Source organism: Ruegeria meonggei (assembly GCF_900172215.1).
Taxonomy (GTDB): domain Bacteria; phylum Pseudomonadota; class Alphaproteobacteria; order Rhodobacterales; family Rhodobacteraceae; genus Ruegeria; species Ruegeria meonggei.
This window is the reverse complement of sequence record NZ_FWFP01000015.1, coordinates 104,545-125,317: the sequence shown is the minus strand read 5'-3', so window position 1 is coordinate 125,317 and position 20,773 is coordinate 104,545. Positions and strand designations below refer to the sequence as shown.

The 20,773-nt window shown below is 54.6% G+C and carries 17 protein-coding genes and 2 tRNA genes; 8 read left to right on the top strand and 11 right to left on the bottom strand.

Annotated features, from left to right (window positions below; genetic code table 11):
• Positions 1 to 61: 61 nt before the first annotated feature.
• Positions 62 to 2,464 carry a hypothetical protein gene (locus tag RUM8411_RS22905; protein ID WP_200818618.1) on the bottom strand — a complete coding sequence of 801 codons (2,403 nt, stop codon included), beginning with the start codon at positions 2,462 to 2,464 and terminating at the stop codon, positions 62 to 64.
• A gap of 601 nt (positions 2,465 to 3,065) precedes the next feature.
• Here RUM8411_RS22905 and RUM8411_RS20665 point away from each other — a divergent pair.
• Together RUM8411_RS20665 and RUM8411_RS20660 are read left to right on the top strand one after the other, a co-directional pair.
• Positions 3,066 to 3,827, top strand: coding sequence for a response regulator transcription factor (locus tag RUM8411_RS20665; RefSeq protein ID WP_085824620.1), 762 nt, complete (start codon positions 3,066 to 3,068; stop codon positions 3,825 to 3,827).
• Entirely contained in the window at positions 3,820 to 4,317 is a 498-nt protein-coding gene (locus RUM8411_RS20660) for a hypothetical protein (RefSeq protein WP_085824619.1), read from the top strand. The genes RUM8411_RS20665 and RUM8411_RS20660 overlap by 8 nt, the downstream gene beginning before the upstream one ends.
• Before the next feature lie 8 nt (positions 4,318 to 4,325).
• Here RUM8411_RS20660 and RUM8411_RS20655 read toward each other — a convergent pair.
• Together RUM8411_RS20655 and RUM8411_RS20650 are read right to left on the bottom strand one after the other, a co-directional pair.
• Positions 4,326 to 4,410, bottom strand: a tRNA-Leu gene (locus RUM8411_RS20655).
• Between the two features lie 332 nt (positions 4,411 to 4,742).
• Positions 4,743 to 6,626, bottom strand: coding sequence for an SLC13 family permease (locus RUM8411_RS20650; protein WP_370738044.1), 1,884 nt, complete (start codon positions 6,624 to 6,626; stop codon positions 4,743 to 4,745).
• A 1,067-nt stretch (positions 6,627 to 7,693) separates the two neighbouring features.
• Between RUM8411_RS20650 and RUM8411_RS20640 the strand changes: the two genes are divergently transcribed.
• Both RUM8411_RS20640 and RUM8411_RS20635 read left to right on the top strand, forming a co-directional pair.
• The gene (locus RUM8411_RS20640; protein WP_085824616.1) at positions 7,694 to 8,272 is read left to right on the top strand and encodes a hypothetical protein; all 579 of its coding nucleotides are present in this window, start codon (positions 7,694 to 7,696) and stop codon (positions 8,270 to 8,272) included.
• Between the two features lie 437 nt (positions 8,273 to 8,709).
• Positions 8,710 to 10,443, top strand: coding sequence for an AIPR family protein (locus RUM8411_RS20635; RefSeq protein WP_085824615.1), 1,734 nt, complete (start codon positions 8,710 to 8,712; stop codon positions 10,441 to 10,443).
• Positions 10,444 to 10,893: 450 nt separating this feature from the next.
• Here RUM8411_RS20635 and RUM8411_RS20630 read toward each other — a convergent pair.
• Positions 10,894 to 10,969, bottom strand: a tRNA-Thr gene (locus RUM8411_RS20630).
• Between the two features lie 183 nt (positions 10,970 to 11,152).
• Between RUM8411_RS20630 and RUM8411_RS20625 the strand changes: the two genes are divergently transcribed.
• A complete protein-coding gene (locus RUM8411_RS20625; RefSeq protein WP_085824614.1) occupies positions 11,153 to 12,028 on the top strand; it encodes a hypothetical protein in 876 nt (291 codons plus the stop codon).
• 196 nt (positions 12,029 to 12,224) lie between these two features.
• On the opposite strand, the gene RUM8411_RS20620 is transcribed toward RUM8411_RS20625, so the two are convergent.
• On the bottom strand, positions 12,225 to 12,494 hold the full coding sequence (locus RUM8411_RS20620; protein ID WP_085824613.1) for a DUF2312 domain-containing protein: 270 nt from the start codon (positions 12,492 to 12,494) through the stop codon (positions 12,225 to 12,227).
• 162 nt (positions 12,495 to 12,656) lie between these two features.
• On the opposite strand from RUM8411_RS20620, the gene RUM8411_RS20615 reads away from it, so the two are divergent.
• Complete coding sequence (locus RUM8411_RS20615) at positions 12,657 to 12,875, top strand: hypothetical protein (protein ID WP_085824633.1); 219 nt, start codon at positions 12,657 to 12,659, stop codon at positions 12,873 to 12,875.
• A gap of 9 nt (positions 12,876 to 12,884) precedes the next feature.
• Here RUM8411_RS20615 and RUM8411_RS20610 read toward each other — a convergent pair whose 3' ends face one another.
• Positions 12,885 to 13,100: a hypothetical protein gene (locus RUM8411_RS20610; protein ID WP_085824612.1), complete on the bottom strand. Its 216-nt coding sequence runs from the start codon at positions 13,098 to 13,100 to the stop codon at positions 12,885 to 12,887.
• A gap of 245 nt (positions 13,101 to 13,345) precedes the next feature.
• Between RUM8411_RS20610 and RUM8411_RS20605 the strand changes: the two genes are divergently transcribed.
• Both RUM8411_RS20605 and RUM8411_RS20600 read left to right on the top strand, forming a co-directional pair.
• Entirely contained in the window at positions 13,346 to 14,209 is an 864-nt protein-coding gene (locus tag RUM8411_RS20605; protein ID WP_085824611.1) for an MBL fold metallo-hydrolase, read from the top strand.
• A 119-nt stretch (positions 14,210 to 14,328) separates the two neighbouring features.
• On the top strand, positions 14,329 to 14,760 hold the full coding sequence (locus RUM8411_RS20600; protein WP_085824610.1) for a protein tyrosine phosphatase family protein: 432 nt from the start codon (positions 14,329 to 14,331) through the stop codon (positions 14,758 to 14,760).
• A 1-nt stretch (position 14,761) separates the two neighbouring features.
• Here RUM8411_RS20600 and RUM8411_RS20595 read toward each other — a convergent pair whose 3' ends face one another.
• The 5 genes from RUM8411_RS20595 to RUM8411_RS20575 form a co-directional block, all read right to left on the bottom strand.
• Entirely contained in the window at positions 14,762 to 15,862 is a 1,101-nt protein-coding gene (locus RUM8411_RS20595; RefSeq protein ID WP_085824609.1) for a FliM/FliN family flagellar motor C-terminal domain-containing protein, read from the bottom strand.
• Between the two features lie 78 nt (positions 15,863 to 15,940).
• Positions 15,941 to 18,619 carry an ATP-binding protein gene (locus RUM8411_RS20590; protein WP_085824608.1) on the bottom strand — a complete coding sequence of 893 codons (2,679 nt, stop codon included), beginning with the start codon at positions 18,617 to 18,619 and terminating at the stop codon, positions 15,941 to 15,943.
• Positions 18,607 to 18,921, bottom strand: a complete 315-nt coding sequence (locus RUM8411_RS20585; protein ID WP_085824607.1) for a hypothetical protein — start codon at positions 18,919 to 18,921, stop codon at positions 18,607 to 18,609. Before RUM8411_RS20585 ends, RUM8411_RS20590 begins: the two co-directional genes overlap by 13 nt.
• On the bottom strand, positions 18,918 to 19,298 hold the full coding sequence (locus RUM8411_RS20580) for a response regulator transcription factor (protein ID WP_085824606.1): 381 nt from the start codon (positions 19,296 to 19,298) through the stop codon (positions 18,918 to 18,920). The genes RUM8411_RS20585 and RUM8411_RS20580 overlap by 4 nt, the downstream gene beginning before the upstream one ends.
• Positions 19,299 to 19,376: 78 nt before the next feature.
• Positions 19,377 to 20,672, bottom strand: a complete 1,296-nt coding sequence (locus RUM8411_RS20575) for a helix-turn-helix domain-containing protein (RefSeq protein WP_085824605.1) — start codon at positions 20,670 to 20,672, stop codon at positions 19,377 to 19,379.
• Positions 20,673 to 20,773 lie beyond the last annotated feature (101 nt).

The following is a 20,773-nucleotide window of genomic DNA, read 5'->3' as shown; positions in this document are numbered from 1 at the left end:
ATAGCGGCCCCGGCATTTTTGAAAAAGCGTCAGAGCCCGCAAATGCAGGCTCTGATCAAATTTACGCGTCGGTGTCGTCGCTGGAGTAGGTCGAAGTCATCGAACCACCAACCATTGTCGTATCGACCGAGTTGCCCAGAACGTTGGCACCCATGACGATCGACTGGTTGAAGGCCGACGTATCAACAACCGCAGCAGCCGAGGCGTAGGATTCTCCGGTCACGATGCCGTCACCAGCATTGTTCGAACCCCACATTCCGGCATTGCCACCATTGCCACCATCGCCCGAGTTGGCACCCGATGCGTTACCAGCAGTTTGGGTACCACCGTTCGTGTTACCGGCGTCCGCATGGCCGTTCGCGTTGCCGCTTTCGCCACCGGTTGCCATGGCTGCACCGCCGCCACCGCCGATGCCCGATTCGGACATACCGGTTGCGCTGCCCATTCCGGTGGACGTCGCATCGTTGTCGGTGTCTGCCGCTCCGCCATAGCCAGAGATGGCATGTGCAAGGCTGTCTGCAGAACCGTCAACATCGGCCTGTGAGAAGACATCCACTGCACCACCAGCACCGGCAGTGTTGGTTGCATCAGCAGAACCTGTTCCAGAACCGTCCGAGGTCGCATCCAGATCGATTGCGCCACCGCCGCCACCGACACCGTCAGCCGTTGCTGTACCGGTTCCGGTGCCATCGGCACTACCGTCAGTCGTGTTGGTTCCGCCGTCACCGGCATCGACATCCGCAGACTGGTCATTGCTGGCCGTTCCGTTAACGTCGCCTGGGGACTGTGTGATCACCGGGCCACTTGCAGTTTGGTCACCAACGCCTTGAGCGTCAGAGTCTGCGTCAGCGTCACCGCCGTCACCCGAGCCGCCAGTGCCAACGCCGCCAGTACCAACACCACCAGTACCAACACCACCAGTACCAACACCACCAGTTCCGGTGCCACCAGTTCCTGTTCCACCGGTTCCTTCACCGCCTTCACCGCCTTCACCGCCAGCACCACCAGCACCACCAGCACCGCCGGCTGCTGCCAGTTCCTCAAACAACTCAGGACCGCCAGCACCGCCGTCGCCACCGTTGCCGCCGTCGCCGCCGTTACCGCCGTCTCCACCGGTTCCGTTGCCGCCGTCACCGTTGCCGCCGTCACCGTTGCCGCCGTCACCGTTGCCGCCGTCACCGTTGCCGCCGTCACCGTTGCCGCCGTCACCGTTGCCGCCATCACCGCTGGCATCACTACCAGCAAGGCTGCCGGCAAGACCTAGGCCAATGTTGCCACCGGATGTCGCGTCGTTGGCGTCGGTATTAGCGTCACTGTCGTTGTCAGCACCGCCTAGGTTGCCAGCAAGTCCGCTGCCACCATCTGCGTCACCGGTCGATGAGTCATTGGCTCCCAGACCAGCACCAAGGGCGCCAGCTGCAGAATCGTTGGCTCCGCCAGTCGAGTCACCGTCGTTGCCAGCGCCAGACAACCCAAGCCCAAGGCCTAGGCCGATCGAACCGGCGTTGCCACCATCGGCACCGTCACCGTCAGCATCCGAGTCGCCATCACTGTCGTTATCGGCATCCGAATGGCTGTCTGCGTCACCGCTGTCGCCACCGTCGCTGTCGCCGTCAGCCGAGGCGTCTGATTTACCAACACCCAAGCTTGCGTTATATGCGTCACCCGAGTCTCCGCCGTCTCCGGCATCAGCGTCAGCGCCAGCATCACCAGTGTGCCCGCCACCAGCGGCAGCAACGCTACCATGAGTGTACGCACCTGCATCTCCGCCGCTGGTCGATCCACCGTTACCGGAATCTCCACCAACTGAACTTGATCCGATGCCTTCATGTGCTTCAGCTGAACCACCGTGGGCATCGCCGTTTTGCGTGAACTCACCGTCGTTGGACAGGTTTGCCGACCCCAGATGGTCATTATCTTCCAAATCGGCAATCTGGCTGTTGAACGACGCCATGTCGTTGCCAGCGCCATTTAGCGACACATCCAGATTCAGATCGTCACCCGGATCGTAGTCAAAGTCATTTCCAACAGTGATGACGTCTTCGACCGAGCCACCTTCCGACACGTCAACGTCAACCAGATCGTCGTCGCGGGGAATCCATTCGCCGCCGCCGAAGTCAATGTTTACAGCATTGGAGTTGTCATTGTTGCCATTGGTCTGCGACTGATCCTGACCCTGGCCCTGATCTTGCCCCTGACCCTGATCCTGACCCTGATCTTGGCCCTGGTCCTGACCCTGGTCCTGACCCTGATCCTGGCCCTGTTCTTGGCCCTGATCCTGGCCCTGTTCCTGGCCGTTTTCATTGTCGACGCTGTTGTCGTTAGACTGGTCCTGCTCATTCAGGTTGGCGTCGATTTCAGCTTCTTCGATAGTAACGTTCGCTTCGACATCAACGTGGGCCTCTTCGACATTCACTTCGCCGATGGCAGTTACATCATTGTACGGTTGTTGGCGTCTATCCATTTCAATATTCCACTTTTTAAGCGCCCGGCCGTCATTCATCTACAAAACGGCTACTTGCGCGGTTGAAACAAATTTTAAACATCCAAGCGCAAAAACACGCCCGCATGCGGTCTTGATCAGTGATTTTCTCCCACCCTCCTTTCTCGGCTTAGCCGACTTTGTGACCGCTGTTTGAAGCTCGCGTAAATGCGCGATTCGCGGTCACATCAGGAACTCGTGCTCCTCAAATGAAGCACAGCCATGGTCGCAGCAGGAGAGTTGAATAAATAGCTAAACCAAAGCAGTAGTTTTTATAGTGAACTGCTTTTAAACACTATTTTTTCAAAGAATTCGAAAAATGGCGATTTTTGGGCGCTGGGGGACAAGAAAAAACCGCGTATCGTGTAAATCCTTAATTTACCACAACTTTTGCGAGAGACCTTTGGAAATACCTAAACTAAAGTTCTAGATCAATTCGGTAGGAGCACACGGAATATTGATGCAAATCACTCTTTCGGGTATGGTCCAAGATGAATATTGGTTAAACTTACGTTAAGTTACGTTCCGTGTGTTGTTTACGATTTCGCCACAAATTTCGTGGCGTGGTTAAAAGGGGGAATTTATGAACAATCCGTTACAGGATACTGTTGCCAAAATTGGTTTTTGTCCCGAAGATTTCTCGATCAATTTTGTCGGCAAAGAACTCTTCTACTCAAATCAATCCTTACGAAGCGTTCAAACCGAATTCGGTGTTGCCGCTCATAGACACGAGACCATCGACGACCTGATTGCGATCAGCGATCCGGCTTCGGTTTCCGACAAGGTCATCGTTATTGATCAGATCATGCTGGACGACTTTCTGTCACGGCCTGAGACCTACACCAAAGCCGCTGGATCAGGGTGTGTCGCCTTTGCCTATCGCAAGGACGACGCCGCGCGTACTCTGTTCGAAAACTGGGATCGCAGCCAGTACGGAGATATCGGTTACCTGCCGATGAATGTCGCACCCGATGTGTGGCGTTCGATTCTGCGCCTGCTGATGCATGAAGAGCTTTATCTGCCCAGCTTCTTTGCCGATTGCGTTTCCAATGGGCAGAACCAGTCTCAAGCCAAACCGTGCATTCTGAGCAGCAGCACTGTGAAGCCAAAGGACCCCCACCCTGTTTATTCAAAACTGACACGGCGGGAAAAAGAGGTGCTACGCCTGGTCTCCAAGGGGCAAAGCAACAAGATCATCGCCTCGAACCTTGGTATTACCGAACACACGGTGAAACTGCATATGCACAATGTCGCGGGCAAGATCGGGGTAAGTAACCGAACCGCTGCCGCGCAGTTCTTTTTCGAGGTAGCGCCGGACGAAGTTCGCGGCCAAGCCGTTGAGTGAAGACCACCAATCCCGCTTTGACCGTCTGATCCTGCTGGTCGGCAGGCTGAACTACATGTGGACGAATACGGAAAGCCTTCTGATCCACCTGATCGCCGGGCTGAGCGGGACAAACAAAGATGTTGCGGTCATCATCTTTCTGACGCTGAACACTACACGCGCCCGGGTAGACCTGGTTGAAAGGCTGGCTAAAATGGAAGGCCGGCCGGCCGATATCCGTGATCCGATCCTGGAGCGCACCCAACGGCTGAGCAAACTCTCGTCCATTCGGAACAGATACAATCACTGCATCTATTCCTTTGATGCCGAAAGCGGAAATCCCAAAACGATTCTGATGCGCATCTCGGATCGAAAGACTGATATAAAGCTTGGGCGCGAAGATACCGTCGATGACAAGGCCATAAAAGAAATCGAAGATATCGTTGATCAGCTATCGGCTGCAAACCGCGACATCTGGAAATTGATCAAACAGCTGGGTTTTCCGATTTGAACGCCAGATGGTGCGGATGGCGGGGATCGAACCCGCAAGCCCTAGGGCGAGGGATTTTAAGTCCCTTGCGTTTACCAGTTTCGCCACATCCGCATTTCTCTGGTGATGTCTGAAACTCTTAATGCCAACGAAACTGATTGAAAAGGCTGTATGTTGACCTTCGCAAGGATGGCTGTGTGCAGACCAGAGCACGGGGCTGTAACCCTTGCAATTCTCCTCGTTCAGGAAGTTAGGCTTCGGTCGAAACGTCGGATCATTCAACCATCAAGGAACCCGCAATTCGGTAGCCTCGCTTTGCACCGATGCACGCAGTAAAGCACATGCAGCGTGGATCGCGGCCAATTGAAACTGTCTTCGCCCCAAATCAAGAAACTCACGATGACAACGGGTTTTTAGGAATCCAGTATTTGCTGGATACACGCGGCTCAGTAAATCAAGTTGAGCATCCCAAGCGAGACCACCAAAAACAGAATTGTCATGACCCCACCCGACCGCACAAAGTCCATAACCTTATAGCCCGCAGGGCCCATGATCAGTGCATTCACCTGATGTGTTGGAATGATGAAGCTGTTTGAGGTTGAAATGGCCACGGTGAGTGCAAAGACCGCAGGGCTTCCGCCCGCCGCAACCGCAATCGATACGGCAAGTGGCACAAGCAATACAGTGGCGCCGACATTTGACATCACCAATGAAAAAGCGGTGGCAAGTATCGCGACGCCAGCCTGAAGCGCCCAAATCGGCCAACCGTCCAGAATGACCATAATCTGTTGGGCAATCCACGCCGCTGTTCCAGTGTTCTGCACGGCTTGTCCCAGCGGTATGAGGCAAGCAAGCAGGAAAACAGTGTTCCACCCAACGGCGCGGTAGGCCTCATCCACGCTGAGTACACGGGCAAGCATCATTCCAGCCGCTCCGGTCAAAAGGCAAAGTGACAAGCGCACGTCTGTGAACAAAATCAGCGACAAGGAAATTGCGAAAAAGCCTAGCGCCCACCCGACTTTTTGCGGCCGCAACTCATCCTGCGGAAAATCCGTTGTAACGACAACAAAGTCCGGATCCCGTTTGATCCGCATCAGGTTGTCCCATCTGGTATGGGCAACCAGCATGTCACCAGCGTTGAATTTTTCGAGCCCGATCTGGGTAGACTCATGTGTATCGGATTCCACGTGGCTGAGCGTTTCTTCGCCTCGGTGAATGGCAAGCAATGACATCCCATATGTCTTGCGAAACAAAAGCTCGCGAGGGCACTTTCCGATCAGCTTACTATCGGGTGTCACAACAACCTCGGCAATTCCGGCATTTGTGGGGGCGAACTCTTCGACAAAGATATCCAGCTCTGGAAGAACCGTCAGCCCGAATTTCTGAGCGAATTCTTCAACAACCCAGCGCCGCCCGATGATCGCAAGCCGACAGGGTGCGGCAATCTCGGCCGTCAAGACCTGAACCATCGAGGTTTTCCCGCGATAGAATGTCGAGATGATGTACAGATGGTTTTCGTGGTTGATATCGGCCAGGACCTGCCCAACCAGCGGGCTTTCGGCTGGCACGATCACCTCAAATACATCGGCCTTTAGCCCATACACCCGCTTCAGGTAGTCTTGGGTGCCGTGCCCGGTACCGGTATTGTCTGACCCGATGCCGCCCGGCAGCACCCAACGGCCAAGCAGAAGGAAATACGCGATCCCGGTCAGGATCAAGGCGGCCCCGATTGGCGTCACCGAGAACAGACCAAACGGTGGAATTTTTTGACCTTCGGGCAGGCCATCGTTTGCCGTTAGAATCAAGTCATTCAGCAGTATCAGGGGCGATGACCCCACCATTGTCATTGTTCCGCCCAGGATGGCACAAAACCCCATTGGCATCAGCAATCGCGACAGTGGAATTCCAGACCTTGAAGAGATGCGGCTAACGACCGGAAGAAACAAAGCGGCGGCCCCCACATTCTGCATGAAGGAGGAGATAACCCCGACTGTCCCCGAAACGATTGGCAACACCCGGCTTTCGGCTGTGCCACCATATTTCAAAATGACTGCCGCGACCTTGTTCATGATGCCGGTTTTGTCCAAACCTGCACCGACGATCATGACAGCAATGATGGAAATCACGGCGTTTGACGCAAAACCATCGAAGAGTTTCGTAACATCTGCAAGGTTCTCAAGCCCCGGCGCGTAGCTGAGAAGACCGACAATAACCAGAACCAAAATGGCAGACAGATCAATTCTTACAATTTCCGAGACAAAGAGAAAAACGGTGAAGGCCAACAGAGCGCAAACCACTCCCATCTCGAAGGTAAAGGCCACTTGTTCCACAGAATTCACCGAGACGTTGTCTACTTTTTATAAAGTGAACATTTAGACGATCGCGCCAATCCTGTCATTATATTTCGATTTATGGCGCCCAGGTGAAATAAAATTTCAGGAAGAGGCCGGTTGTACTGGCCTGAACGCCAACTCCACGTGTTTCTGAGCAGAACAAAGAAAAATGTCTCAGGTAGAACGGAGCCACTGTCTGTTTGCCGCCGGTAAGCCTTGGCGACTGCGGCATTGAAAAATGTAGCGCGGCGAAAGCTTCCGGACAATTTGGCACGATTTCCAGGACAAACAGAAGTAGGAATCAAATTGAAAGAGGACCACCAAGACCTTCGCTGCTGGTGCAGCGCTAGGCCTCAGCGACGGCGGCGATGCGCATGAAGCAGTTTGTAAATGTCAAAAAACAGGAGGTTGTGTCCGAAATCATAGCTCGCATCAGGATTTTGAATCTACTTAGGAGTATGGTGCCCCCACACGGAATCAAAATGCAACAAAATCAATATCTTATTAGTCTATTGATCGCCTCATACGTCATCCATACGTCTTTTCACCCGAAAGGTAGAACCCTCCTTTTCACATGACGTATGGAATTTTTGCTCCTAGAAAACACTGGTTTCTACGTGAACATTCTCCTCCAATTTTTCTCTGCGGAACCAGAGTATGACATAAGTTCAGTCATTCCTAGAAAATATCAATCTGAGTTAAAACCTGGACCGTTGGTCAGCAATTCACATGGAATGCTGTGGCAAGAATTTAATCAAACTGATCCAACACGGCATCAATGTAACTTGGATACAAGGAGTCAGCTAAGAGCCCTGAGCAGCCGTTGATCACGCTCCTGTCTTTCGCTCACGCAGCAGGCCGCGAACCGCACATTCCGAACCCTCAGAACCAGGGCCAAATGGCAGGTGAGCGGACAAAACTGCCGCCGACTGCATGAGAGCCGATGACCGCTTTGAACACGACGCGGGCATGTGTTGTGCACTGAAGGCGAGAGTTGCTTTGCCTGATCGTTTACTATTGCATAGTGCACAGTTTAAACAGGATTTTTGGAACTCGTCGTTGCCATGACCCCTCAGTTCGATCTAAAAATAAAGAGACTGTACATCGCCCTAGGCGTTGTCGCCCCGAAGGATGTGACTCCCGACAACATCGATGACTATGTTGTTAAAACCCCATTCTCATTTGGTGTTGACTTTAACAGGAATGCAAATGAGGTGGAGCAAATGGACACACTGCAGCGAGCTGTTTCGAATGTCGCTTCGATCAAAGATTATTTTAAATCTTGGTGTAAGTCGAACGGACAGAAAGAAAGCCTTGTTGAAGACGTAATCAACAATAATCAAAGCGTCGCGTTGATCCATGACCTTTGGAATATAGATAAGCATGAAACTCTAAACCGCCCCCCTCGATCCGGAGTGACGCCGCATATTGAAATCATTGGAAATGCGTTCCAAATGGGAGGCAATATCACCACCGACGTTGAAAAGGATGGAACTACGATCAGAGGTGGCGGCGTAGTGCTAATGGCTGACGTGGTCGATGAAGCTGGTAACAAGCTGGGCCATTTTCACAAGATTTGTGAAGAGGCAATTGATGTATGGACTGTGGAACTGAAGTCTGCGGGAGTGCCCATTTCATATTAGAGGAAATGTCCTCAGCTATGGAGAAGTTGAACGGAGTCTTCGATAAAGTTGGTAGACATAGTTTGAGGCAGTTTCCGATGAGACCAGTGGTAGCTTTTTTCTCCATAGCTGCCGTTGGAGCCCCAAGCAGCAAGCGGTAGTCTGGGCTCGCTGCCGACTTTCTCTGCGGTAAGTTCGGACAGGTGGTTTGAGCCCTTAGCCGCCATTCCCGACTGGTCTGGTAGCTGCGGGTGCATTAGGCCGCGTAACAGCAGATTGCCGACCTTGGCGTTCCCGCACTTCGGGAGGGAACCAGAAGTTCGCTGCGGGTGCGATTGCGTTGCACTGCTGTTCTGAAGCCGAACTTGGATCCTTTGAACTACGACGAATCTCTAGCCAACCAAACCACAGTGGTGCTACGAACACCCCATACAACTAAAAGCTGAAAGCAATAGTCTATGGACCCAGTTACACAATCACTAGTTACAGATTTTTGTGAAAGTAATTCTCTGACAAATCGCGATTCATCCAAACAATTTGAGCACTTTGCTTCATACAGCGTCTTCTCCTCACGATTTCCAGAAGAAATCGAAACGTCTGATACTGTTTGCGGAGATGGCGGCGATTTGAACGTTGACGCGTTTGCTGTGAAGATTAACGGCCGGTTTGTAGTTGATGCGGACGTAGTAGATGACATCCTTTCAATGAGTGGAGCAATGGACGTCGAGTTCCTAATCCTTCAAGCAAAGACTTCAGGTAGCTTTGATGGTGCGGCTGTACTGGCGCTCGGAGACAACCTGGTCAAGGAAGTCTTTGCAGATTGTCAAAGCTTGCCATCAAATGACGACATTAAGCGCTTTATCGAAATTAAAAACAGAGTGTACCAAAACGCCGCGAAACTTAAGGACAACCCGGTTTGCCGTGTTTTCTATGCCTGTACGGGCACTTGGAAAAGTGACCCTTACATTACAAGTATTATTGCGAGAAAGCAGGAAGAGCTCGAAGACACTAACCTTTTTTCCGAAGTTTCCTTTGAACCTCTTGGTGCTCGAGAATTGCAAAAACTGTATCGGCAGACCAAGACCAGCATCTCCCGAACTGTCAAAATCGATAGTTTAGTCACCTTGCCCGTAATACGGGGAGTTGAGGCTGCGTATTTGGGTATCTTGCCAGCTTCCGAGTTTTTGAAGTTGCTAGAAGACGAGGACGGAGACATGTTGCGCACGGTGTTCGTGGACAACGTACGTGATTTTCAAGGCGTCAACCCTGTGAATACAGACATTGCAAAAACAATCCAAGATGGCGACCTGGATCAATTCGTCCTAAGGAACAATGGCATTACGATTGTCGCAAAAAGTATCAGGCCGACCTCGAGCCAATACCTACTGGAAGATTATCAGATTGTGAATGGCTGCCAAACTAGTCACGTGATTTTTGAAAACCGTTCCGTAGTTACTGGCGATTTACATGTGCCAATCAAGCTCATTCACACAGAAGATGAAGATGTGGCGCAAGCCATTATCAAGTCTACCAATAAGCAAACACAAGTCGACGAAAATGATCTGCTCGCATTCACGCCATTCCAACACGATCTAGAAGACTTCTACGCTGCCAAAAATGGCGACTTTCGGTTGTTCTATGAACGTAGAGGCAAACAGTTTGCGCGATCCGATGGTATTGAGAAAGGCAGAATCGTAACAAAAGGCATGCAGTTGAAGAACTATGCATCCATGTTTTGTGACGTTCCGAACCAAGCAGGTCGCTACCAAGGCACACTACTGAAAAACAATTCGGAGCGGGTGTTCCAAAATGATCACCGCCCAGATGCATACTACACTGCGGCATTTGCGGCTTACAGGTTCGAGATCGCCATTCGTCGCTTAGACATTGCAGAGCGTGGAATTCGCCCTTTTAAGTTTTATATTCTGCTAGCCTTTCGCTGTCGCTACGAAGATCAAAGTTTTCCAGGTGCAAAGAGCAAAAAGTGCGAAGCATACTGCAACAAGCTCCTTGAACAACTCGCCGATCAGCAAAACTCAAAAGATGTTTTCGATGAGTGCGTCACAATCGTTAAAGAGGCGCTAAATAATCTTGGACTAGAGCTTGAAAGAGACAGCGCTAAATCGCGACCTTTGGTCGAAGAAGTGAAGCGGCTTTCGGTGAGCCGTAGAACAACAACTGCCAGCGTATGACGAATGCGGCCATGCAGCTTCGCGGCTTGAAACCCCAAATCCGTCGCCTCGCGGAGCACACCCGAACTAGTTGCTGCACGATGCATGAACGGCAGGAATAATGGAACGCCCCGAAGCATCAAGAGCGTGAGCGGACGGCAGGCGTGGGAAGTTCCCTTAGGCTTTGCAATGGTCATTGTTTGCACACACCTGCCGTTAGTGGCTTACAATGTCGCACTTGCAGCGAACGGCAGCTCTGTGGCCTCTCACCACAACTTTGCGAGACGCCGATTGAGTTGTCAGAAACTCTTGTTCCAAAGAAGGCGACGAGACCCCGGCTGAACTTGTGGATAGATATTATGGCAGATTCAAAAACAATGGTGCGCCGGTTCGAATCCGCAAGGTAGCTTCGCGCCATACGTCACCATACGTCAGTAATTTTCTCGTAAGTGCTTGATTTTAAATGATTTATGGTGCCCCCACACGGACTCGAACCGCGGACCTACTGATTACAAATCAGTTGCTCTACCAGCTGAGCTATAGGGGCACTTTGTGTCGATTACTTTTTCTTGTTCGGGACTGCAAGTCCATATTTTTATCTTAACTTAGTGTTTTTCAGTTTTCCTGCTGGAGAAGAGAACTGACTTAGCGCGCAAGACTGAGATTTGACTGCAACGCACGCAGGTTGTAACCCAACTGATGGAGAAGAAAGCAAGGACGAGAGCCGAAAATGCAGGTTGCTATCCACGCAGGTGCGGCTTTTACCGAGGCAGATCGACTGTTGCGGTCGCTGCAGAAAAACATAAAAGTTCTGACACAAGGAAAAGTTGGGTATGTTGGCCCGAGGCGGTATCGGCAGGTCTTCAGACCCGTTTTTGAAGGGTTGGGAAAAGGACCGGTCGAGGTTGAAGCCTATCAACGGCTGAAGAGCATCCTGCCCTCTCCTGAAACCACGCGGCGCGTGGTCTTTTCAAGTGACAGCTTTGCCGGTGACCCGGCCATCACTCTTCAAGAGGGACAATTGTATCCGCTGGCAGGTCGCCGAATGGAGCTGTTGGAACAGGCGTTTCCCGATCACCAAATCGAACTGTTTCTAGCGCTCAGAAACCCGGGGAGCTTTATCCCGAAACTCCTAGTGTCTCTGCCGGAAGCGTCGCGCGAAGGCATCATTCGGGGCACCGACCTGAGCTGTCTAAGCTGGATCGGCATGATCGAGGACATCCGGGACCTCGCCCCAAACGTTCAGATCACCCTATGGTGCTACGAGGACACCCCGCTAATCTGGGGCGATTTAATTCGGGCTGTCGGGGATCTGGATGAGGACACTGCGCTGAGTGACGAGCACGAGTTGCTTTTGTCATTGCTGGACGACACCGGGCGGGCCGCGGCACAGGCGTTGATTGAACAGGAACCCGCGCAAGAGAAGTCAGTTCTGCGTAGTAAACTTGCCCGAATTCTTGAGGATCACGCACAGCAGGACAAAGTCGAAGAGGACGTTGACCTGCCCGGTTGGACATCCGAGATCGTCGACGCGTTTTCAGAATTATACGAGCAGGACGTGGCAAAGCTTGAGACAATGCCCGGAGTTCGCGTGCTGAAACCTTAGACCACTCGCGCCGTCAGCTACAAAGAAGCATCAAACCGCACCCAAAACCAACGCCCTACCGTAAAAAATGGTATTCTCAGGAAGGGCTGGTTTGGATCAAGTCGCGGCGCCGCTGAAGGCGCACTTGTTGCGACAGATGCGCGGTCGAGCCCTTCCTGAATCTGGTCTTGGACAGCCAGACAGTCGGGGACCCTATTCAGGTCATCCCCAAGGCTTCTTTGTACATTTCCAACACCGCTTCTTCTTCGGCGATGTCGTCCTTGTCACGCTTTCTCAGCGCCACAACCTTGCGCAGAACTTTGGTGTCATATCCTCGCGCTTTGGCTTCGGCCATCACCTCTTTTTGCTGCTCGGCCAGATCTTTCTTTTCTGCGTCCAAACGCTCGAACCGTTCGACAAACTGGCGCAGTTCGCCGGCAGTTACGCGATAGTTGGCAGCGGCCTGATCTTCGGTGATGTCATCCATGTATGTCTCTCCCAGAGGTGGATTTCTGATGCTGTCACAGCGGGCGATATGCCGGATACATCGCCACCGCACGGGCCGCAAGCATCCATTCCCGGTCAGACTTGTGTGAGCGGGGGCTATCGGCTAAGCGCAACGGGAAATCTCAACCTTATGTGGGGAACCATGTTCGAAGTCATCACCTGGGGCGGTGCCGCCCTTTCGATTGCCGGGCTTGTCGGGCTGGTCTGGTGTATTCTGCGTGTGATGAAGGCGCGCAAGTCCGGTCTGTCAGATGACGACCTGCGCGCTGTTGTACAAAGCGTTCTGCCGTGGAATCTGGCATCGCTGTTTTTGTCGGTGCTTGGCCTTATGGTGGTAATTGTCGGAATTTCCTTCGGCTAGCAATCCGACTTAGATCGGCAGGTTGTCGAACCGCGCTTCCATCGCGTCCTCGCACAATGCCGCATCCAGCCGACGCAGGCGAGAAGGCACGCGCACGCCTTGCTGCCGCATTCGATCAATCACTTTGGTAAAGCTCGGCTGCAGGGCCAGTCGCGTATCAAGGCAGGCACCTTGAATCTTTCTCTCCAACTGCTCTGCTTCGGAATACAAATTGACTGCTGACATATTCATCCTCCCAGACATCTTGAATTTAGACAGATATAAGTAACCGTTTTAAGACCTGCTTAGATTAACCTGCGATCTCGCGGAAACCCGCTTGCGCTTGGCGCAAAATCAGCGGCTGGACGCAGATTGTTTAAATTTTACACTGTTTACGATTAACTTGCCTTGACCCGCATCAAATCGTGCAGGTCTGAGTCGCTTACAACCTGTACCATTTATTTGAGTTGATTGCACCTGAGGAGGGCCCAATGGCACCGCAAGTCAAAGCGTTTTTCGATCAAGAGACCTTTACGGTTTCCTATGTTCTACAGGAACCCGAAGGCCTGGCATGCGCGATCATCGATAGTGTTCTGGATTTCGATCACGCCTCGGGGCGCACGAACACCAACTCAGCGGATCGGATTGTGGACTATGTGCGCGAAAACGATCTGCGGGTTGAGTGGATTCTGGAAAGCCATGTGCATGCCGATCACCTGTCGGCGGCGCCTTACCTGCAACAGAAACTAGGTGGCAAAATCGGGATCGGTGATCAGATTGTCAGCATTCAGGAAACCTTTGGGAAAATCTTCAATGAAGGCACTGAATTTCAACGCGACGGCAGCCAGTTCGACGCGCTGTTTCGCGAAGGCGACAGTTTCCATGTCGGCCAGTTAAGAGGCGACGTTTTGCATACGCCCGGCCACACCCCGGCCTGTCTGACCTATGTAATCGGGGACGCGGCCTTTGTCGGAGACACATTGTTCATGCCCGATTTTGGTACGGCCCGCTGTGACTTTCCGGGCGGATCGTCCGAGATGCTTTACGGGTCAATTCAAAAGATCCTATCGCTGCCGGATGAGACGCGTATTTTTGTGGGGCACGACTATAAAGCACCGGGGCGCGATGAGTACGCCTGGGAAACAACGGTGGGTGAGCAAAAGGCGCTTAACGTCCATATTGGACAAGGGTGCTCGATCCAGGAATTTGTTGAAATGCGCGATGCCCGGGATGCGACACTGTCCATGCCCCGTCTGATTCTGCCCTCTTTACAGATCAACATGCGCGCGGGTCAGATGCCTCCGGCGGACGAAAAGGGCGACGTCTTTCTGAAGGTTCCAATCAATAAAATCTGAAATGCCAGTCGGGTAACCGACACTGAATCGGGTGCATTGTTTTAGGTTAGAACCGGATGATCGAACCGATACGGTGCGCTTAACTGGACAGCACTGCGAACGCGGCCTAAGCAATTGCCATGGAGATTCGACAAATTACCCCCCGCTACGCCGTCTCGCCCCAAATCACGGTCGATGATGTCCCAGCCATCGCTGCCGCAGGTTTCGTGAAAGTCATCTGCAATCGCCCAAACACCGAGGTTCCGGCAGACATGCAGTACGAAGCAATCGGCGAGGCTGTGCGCGCCGCGGGGCTGCAATATGAAGTTCTGGAGCTGACGCACCAGACAATGACTCCCGAAAACGTGGCGATTCAGCGTGATCTGGCCGAAAGCTGCAGCGGCCCGGTATTGGCCTATTGCGCTTCTGGTACACGTTGTTCCGTGGTTTGGGCATTGGGTCAGTGCGACAGGATGAGTACCGACGACATTCTGCAGGCCACGACCAAAGCCGGCTACGCGCTAGACACCCTGCGCCCGGCCCTGGACCAGATGCGAAGCAGCCGAGACTGAACTATCCGACGCCGCCCGTGTCTTTATCCGGCGGCGTCAGACCAGCCAGTTGTGAAATCTCGGCCACCATCTGATCCGAATCGGTGAAGTTAAGGGACGGCTCCTGATCGGCCAGCACATTCGGATCATACATCGAAACCTCTGGTGGATCTTCTGTCAACGCTGTCGGGTTGTGCGGCGCGGCGGGTGAACGCGCCTCCAGAAACTCCTGTGCGTCTGCCGGGCTCAAAACCTGCAGCGACGCATATTCGTTCAGCCGCACCGCGCGCATGCCCCCGCATTGCCCCAAACGCCCAATGGCCGCGCGGGTACGCTCAATCGTCAAAATCTCGGCGCGGTCCAACCTTGAGCCATTCAAGGGCAGAAGGTCTCCGACCCCAAAGCTCGACAAAGAAGCCAGCGGCAGGGTCATTCGGCAAATCACCGTATTCAGTTCGGCCCGCAGCACACCTGATGCCTGATCCAGATTTGGGCCGGTCTCTACTGGGTGTTCGCCCTGTTCGCCGACCTCATCCAGGCTGTCCGGCAGAACAACGGACAGCTGCCCCTGCCGCAAACCACCGCCCAGTTCGATGGTCAGGTCATACACACGATAGGCATCTTCAACCATCGCCAAAGACAATGTCCGCAAATCCGCGAGACGAGAAGCAAATTCAAACCCTGACAAAGCGGACTGATCCTTTACCGCATCCACCAGCGTAACGGCCCGCGACAAGGCGTCTTCAACCAAAGGCGCGACCATGGCGGCATCGGTATGGGTGAACGCCCGGGGCGCAGGCGCACCGGGCATCACTTCTCCGATCGTTTGCACCTGAACGATCGCCGAGACAGCACCCAGATCCATACAGACAGCGGCGGACAGCCCTTGCGCATTAACCAGCTGCAGCAACAACCAGTCTCCGCCAATGGTATCCGTCAATGCCTCGGACGTTCGGCTGGATTGCCTTGCGCCGATTACGGATAAGGGCAAGTGCAACCGATCCCCGGCTGCCCGGGCAAATGCCAGCCGCATGGCGCGCAGAACCGATCGGGGTTTATCGCCCTGCTCTTCCTGCCCCGCTGAAATCTTGCGTGCCAAAGCTGCGCTGACCGTTTGCGTCATGCCTCAAAACCGCTATCCGTTGATATGTCTGATATCCGGTCTAACCCAGCGCGGGTTACGAATGTCTTTACATCCAACTCATTGCGCTGCCTGCTGATAAGCAAGCGGCAGGCGAACGCGAAACGCGGCACCACCCTGGCCAGGCAGATACGTGATCTCACCGCCCAGGCGCTGCATGATTTCCCGGCAAATCGCCAGCCCCAACCCGGCACCCCCTGCTTTGTCACCCCCCACACGGGCGAATTTCTCGAACACCATCGACCGGGCCTCGGGTGGAATGCCGCTACCGTTATCGGCAAAATCAACGACCAGCTGCCCACCCACATCATGGGCCGAGATTGTCAGCACAGGATCGTCCGCGTCGCAGTATTTCCGGGCGTTCGAGATCAGATTGATGAACACCTGCCCCAGACGATCCAGATCGGTGTGCAGAGAAATCCGCTCGGATGCCTTTGATCGGCGGACCGCGAGCGTTTGGTTTGATCCGGCCAGGGCACTGGACACAGCGCGGTCCAGAACCGAGCGCAACGTATCGCCGCCCATGTTCAAGTTAACGCGGCCGCTTTCCAGAACGCTGAGGTCCAGAAGATCGTCCAGCAATCGTGTCAATCTAAGGGCTTCGTCATGGATGATTGCGGCGTACCTGGTCTGCTCTTCGCCGCTTAGACCGTCGCTGTCGCGCATGATCTCAGAGAACGCGCGGATCGACGTCATAGGCGTGCGCAATTCGTGGCTGACCTGGCTGAGGAAACTGTCCTTTTGCTCTGAAATCTGCGTCAGCTTGGTGTTGGCTTCGCGCAATTGCCGCGCCGTTCGGGAAAGCTCGGTTGATTTGGCCTCCAGCTGGCTGGAATACTCCAGCAACTGCGCGGACTCGTCAGCGACGGCCAACAAATCCTCGACCGATACGGATGAGCCACCGACAATCTGCCCGATCATTGCGTGCGCCGTGGCCGCCCCGACCGAGCCGCTGAGTTCCCGTTCAAGACGTTCAAGAAAGGCCGGTGTGGGTTCAGGCAGGCTGGACCGGCCCCCTTGTTTTTCAGCCTCGGCCTGAAAGAACTCCTGTGCGGGGCCCGCGCCCATTATGCGCTGGGTCATGATCATCAGGTCTTCGCTTTGCGCAACGGAACCGGTCCAGCCGCGCAAGGCCACGGAATGATCAAAGACGTGGACAAATTGCGCGCCCTGCAGACGCTCCAACGGGCTGGGAAAACTCAGCAGCGAAGCCACACAGAAAGCCACCGTGTTCAGGGACAGTGACCACATGACGGTGTGGACGATCGGGTCCATGCCCGCGATCCCGAACAGCGCCTGCGGTCGCAGCCAACCGATGCCAAATGGGCCGTTTTGCAGAACAGTTTCGGTCATTAACACACCGCCCATTCCCGGTAGTAACAGCGTGTAGATCCACAAAAGGAACCCGACCGACAGCCCGACCAGCGCGCCAGTACGGGTTGCGCCACGCCAGAACAACCCGCCAACCAATGCGGGCAGGATCTGAGAGATCCCGGCAAAGGCGACCAGACCTATCGACGCCAGGGCCGCACCCCCACCGGACAAACGGTAGTAGTAGTACCCCAGTGCCATAACGACCGCGATAGACACCCTGCGTGAAATCAAAATGACACTGCGCACGTCACCGGACACCCAGCCAGCGCCCTCTTGCGTGTTCAGCCAGATCGGCATGACCACATGGTTTGACACCATGGTAGAAAGCGCCATCGCTGTCACAATGACCATGGACGTGGCCGAGGAGAACCCGCCAATAAAGGACAACATCGCCAGCCAGTCATTGCCCTGCGACAGGGGCACGGTCAGAACGAAGAGGTCCGGGTTCGATCCTTCTGGCAACAGGTCCAGACCAACCACGGCGATGGGCACCACAAAAAGGCTCATCAAAAGTAGGTATAGTGGAAAAGCCCAGGCGGCGGTTCTCAGATGACCTTCATCGGCGTTTTCGACGACCATGACCTGAAACATGCGCGGCAGGCAGACAAAGGCAGCGGCAGACAGGAAAATAAATGTCGTCCAGCGCCCGGCATCTACGTTCCACTGGCCAATTTCCGACGCATCGATGCGCTCCATCATCGGACCAATGCCGCCAGCGACGCCCCAAACCACAAAGATCCCGACCGCCAGCAAGGCAAAAAGCTTGACCACGGATTCCAGAGCAATGGCGGTCACCACTCCATGGTGACGTTCATTGGCGTCCAGGTTTCGCGTCCCGAACAGGATGGCAAACACTGCAAGCCCCGCAGCCACCCAGAACACACTTGCCCCCTGGCGATAAAGACCCGAGGGGTCGGCCTCGGCAAAGATGGAAAATGACAGGGTAATGGATTGAAGTTGCAGCGCTATGTACGGCGTCCCGCCCAGCACGGCCAGAATGGTCACGCCAATCGCCAATGTATTGGATTTGCCGTACCGGGATGAGATCAGGTCGGCGATCGACGTCACCCTCTGACTGCGCGCGACCCGAACCAGTTTGCGCAGGCCCCACCACCAGCTGATCATCACCAGCGTCGGCCCCAGATAGATCGTCACGAATTCCAGCCCTGACCGCGCCGCATTGCCGACCGCGCCGTAGAACGTCCAGGCCGTACAGTAGATGGACAAGGAAAGCGTATAGATCAGGGGTGATCGCAGCCACGCCCCCTTGCCGGCGGCGGCCATTCGGTCCGCCGCAAAAGCGACGCCAAACAACAGCACCACATAGCCAAGGCAGACAAGGATCAGGACGTTCAGGGTTGCCATCGGTCCGACTCGGGTTCGGAATCGTCATTTGCCGTCTTGTGTCTGGAGGCAAACCCAAAAATCAGGCTGGCGGCGATCAAGACCACCCAGCAGGAAAAAATGTACAAAATCGCCGATGACAGTGGGATTCCATCCTGCACCGCATCGCCGCTGGGCCACAGCAAGGGAATTGCGATCAGCGCAGCGCCCAGCACCGGCAACAGCCGGGCGGCATCAGTCAACCTGCGTCGACGATAGCTTTGTCGCTCCAGGAACAGCGAAGGCCGGACGCCTTGCGTCTGACGGTCTTCGCCCTTGCTCATGACTGAGTAGCCTGCGCGTGCAGATCCCGCACGGCGGTCAGCATCTCAGTGTTTGAAAACGGCTTGGTCATGAACCGGCTGACCCCGGCATTTTCCGCCATTTCCCGGTCACGGGATTGGCCCCGCGCGGTCAGCATCAGAACCGGCAACCCTTGCATGTCTTCCAGAGTGCGCAATTCACGCAAAATCTCCATGCCGTTTTTGCCCGGCAACATCACATCCAGAATGACCAGATCCGGGCTGGCCCCCTGAATAACTTGCAGCGCATCGGCCCCATCGGCATGCGTTTCCACCTGCCAACCCTCGCGCGTCAGCAGAAACCGAATGGCCTCGGCTATGTTCGGCTCATCCTCAATCAACAGAACCCTGCGGCTCATACCTATCTGTCCTCCCCGTGACGGGTCATGTATTGGTCGACCCGTCCGGGCCAGCTTACGCGCACAGTCAGGAAACTGTCAAAAACCTTCCCGCAGGATCGAGGGTTCGCGGCGGGCCTCGCAGCTGTTGTTGGGACACACCCGGCAACTTGGCCCTACTCTGGACACGGCCTTATCGTCCGTCTGAACGTCCTCTACAGGCTGAATCAGCATGACCGAGCGATAGGCCGGCCCCTCGTCATAACCCCCGACAAACTGTGGCCAGGCATAAGCATAACAGTCAAACACAGCCGCCGCCCGGCCCAGTTGCACGACACGTTTGCGAATGGGCACCAAGGGCCTGTTCAATGCCTGAAACACTGGCCAAAGCGGGCAGGTTTCCCCAAAGCGCGGCATGGCAAATCCGGGAACGGGTTTGGTGAACAAAACACTGCCGGACGCGTCGCACATCACCAGTCCTGCTGGTCGCGACAGATACTCTTTGGGAAGCGCCGCAAGCCGCCTGAGAATAGTGGCCATATCGACCGAAAACTGCGCTGCCAGTTGCGCCGGGTCCGGCTCTGCCACGGAAACGGCCGCTTTGATCTGCGTCAGAGGAATCGCGCGGGCATCTGCGGTATAGGTTTTCAGAAAGCTCAGTGCCAGCGTCCGGGCGGTCGCTGAATCCAACTCGGCAAGGTCGACCTCGTCTGCAGTTTTGCCGTCTTCGATCTCGGGAAAATGGTGCTCGCTGGCGTCAAAGAACGCTTCGACATCCTCCAGCGGGACACCCCTGCGATCCTCGGCGGAGTCGCTGTCATCCAGATAGGCCACCAGCGATTTGGAACTGTCCGCCAAACGCTCGGCGTCCTGATGCAGGTTGCGATGGAACCGATCCTGCCACTCGGGCTCAATCTCTTGGGTGTCAGCAAGGATCGCCGCCGTTGACCGAATCGCGGCAGCCGTCGACAAAACCTCGTGTACGGACGAGGCCAGATGCGGATCGTGGGTCAAGCGGTCAGACAATGTCTCAACCGTTCGCTCAAGGGACACAACGCGGCGGTGCATTTGCGCCAGCACACCTGCCCACCCGGGAAATCGACCTGCGAATTCTTCCAGAGCGTCCACTTCGGCCTGCTGACCGACGGCATCCGCGGCCGCCTCGCGCAAGGCGGATATCAATGTGGCTTCGATACCTTGTGTCAGAAGCGACGGCTCGACCATCAGCACTGCCGCAATATCCACAAGCAGCTTGCCCCCGATACGTCGGCGATTGTGCTCGATCAGATTCAGGTAAGACGCTGAAATCCCAACCTTCCGCGCAAGCTCAGCCTGTCGCAGACCTGCGATCTGGCGCCGTTCTCGAATGCGGCTGCCGGTCAGCGTGTCACGCATGGCTTTGCCCTTTCCAATTCAACCTGCCGCCCTGCGAAATCACACTAGTTTTCAGGACTTTCATTTTATTTCTAATAGTTACCTGCCAGTTTTCATAGTGA